The sequence below is a fragment of the Acinetobacter sp. YH16031 genome (genome assembly GCF_013417335.1).
In the GTDB taxonomy this organism is placed as follows: domain Bacteria; phylum Pseudomonadota; class Gammaproteobacteria; order Pseudomonadales; family Moraxellaceae; genus Acinetobacter.
This window is the reverse complement of record NZ_VPED01000123.1, coordinates 1-1,920: the sequence shown is the minus strand read 5'-3', so window position 1 is coordinate 1,920 and position 1,920 is coordinate 1. Positions and strand designations below refer to the sequence as shown.

Genomic DNA, 1,920 nt, shown 5'->3' with positions numbered 1-1,920 from the left:
TGGTATAAGTCTGTTGCTTCTACCACAAACGTAAACTGCGGGTACAATAAAAAAAAAAAAAAATAAAGATAAATAAAATCAGTACCAGATTTACAAAATGTAAAAAAAAAAAGGTAATCGCATCGAGGAAATCCCGGTCATGCGAAATCAGCACCAGCGTACCTTCATAGGCTTTCAGCCAGTCTTCGAGCCAGAGAATGGCATCCAGGTCTAAATGGTTGGTCGGTTCATCAAGAAGGAGTAAATCGGAACGGCTCATCAGGGTACGCGCCAGATTCAGGCGCATGCGCCAGCCACCAGAAAAACTTGAAACATCCAGTTGGGATTGATGTTCAAAAAAGCCCAGACCGGCCATCAGTTGCGAAGCTTTGGCCGGCGCAGAATAACCTGAAATTTCATCAAAACGGCCATATAAATGGGCCAGTTCTGCATCATCCAGCTGATCTGGCTGCTCCAGTTTCTGTTGAATATCCCAGTATTCTTCATCGCCGGACAAGACGAAATCAATGGCTTTCATATTCAGCGCTTTGATTTCCTGCGCCATATGCGCCACGGTCCATACCGCAGGACGGGTCAACGAACCGGTGTCTGACTCCATGCCACCAAGCAAAGCTGAAAACAGGGTCGATTTCCCGGCACCATTGACACCGGTTAGGCCAATTTTCCATCCTGGGTGTAACTGCATCGACGCTTTTTGAAATAAAACACGTCCACCGCGACGTATAGATAACTGGTCTAACTGAATCATTGAGAAATCAAAGCTAAGAAATAAGATGCGCCTATTCTAAAGGAAAGCCTTGTGAAAATGAAAAATCTTGCGACTTTTACTGAAATGAGCCAGCTTTTAAATATTGTGAATTTATATATTATGGACGAATAAGTTGAGTATAAGCTCTATTTTCAGCATTAACAGTTGTGGTGGTGTTTCAAAAAGTATGCTGAAAAAAAGCAGGTTGGATTTTGATAAAATAGAGAAATGCGAATAACTCTAGAAATCAAGTGTCCAGCCTGCCTAAGTGACAGTATAAAGAAAAATGGCACAAAAGTAGATGGTAAGCAAAATTACCAATGTAAAATATGCAGACGTCAATTTATTGGTGATCATGCTCTCAGTTATCAAGGCTGTCACTCAGGTATCAAAACCAAAATATTACACCTCATGGTGCGAGGCAGTGGTGTCAGGGATATAGCAGAAATTGAAAGAGTAAGTATCGGTAAAGTTCTACGGACACTTAGCCAATCAAAATATCAACTTCGAGCACAGCAAAGTCATTATGAAACCCTTGAAGTAGATGAGTTTTGGACTTTTGTTGGTCATAAGCAAAATAAACAATGGCTAATTTATGCCTATCATCGAGAAACAGGTGAAATTGTTGCTTATGTATGGGGTAACCGAGATTTAGCCACTGCAAAACGACTTAAATTAAAATTGAAGCAGTTAGGTGTAAGCTATACATGTATATCAAGTGACCATTGGGATAGCTTTGTTACGACCTTTAAAGAATGCAAACAGTTGATTGGTAAATTTTTCACTGTGGGTATAGAAGGCAATAATTGTCGATTACGGCATCGAATCAGGCGAGGCTTTAGGAGAAGCTGCAACTTCTCCAAAAAGCTTGAAAATCATTTCAAAGCCTTTGATTTAGTGTTCTTTTATATCAATAATGGATTCGTTTAATGCCAGCATACTTTTTGAAACACCACCAAAAATTTAACATAAAATCTCATATACGAAATTCGGGTGTTAGAACCCATTCAAAGTGTACTCATCAGTACACTTTGAAATTTTGATATAAAAAATTTAACATAAAATCTCATATACGAAATTCGGGTGTTAGAACCCATTCAAAGTGTACTCATCAGTACACTTTGAAATTTTGATATAAAAAATTTGGTGGTGTTTCAAAAAGTATGCTGGCA

The 1,920-nt window shown here is 39.0% G+C and carries 1 protein-coding gene and 1 pseudogene; one reads left to right on the top strand and one right to left on the bottom strand.

What is annotated here, in order from left to right:
* Positions 1–25: 25 nt before the first annotated feature.
* Positions 26–748, bottom strand: a pseudogene (locus tag FTV31_RS16470) (ATP-binding cassette domain-containing protein); the annotation flags it as partial.
* 228 nt (positions 749–976) lie between these two features.
* Between FTV31_RS16470 and FTV31_RS16465 the strand changes: the two are divergent.
* Complete coding sequence (locus FTV31_RS16465; protein ID WP_004282341.1) at positions 977–1,678, top strand: IS1 family transposase; 702 nt, start codon at positions 977–979, stop codon at positions 1,676–1,678.
* The last annotated feature ends 242 nt before the right edge of the window (positions 1,679–1,920 follow it).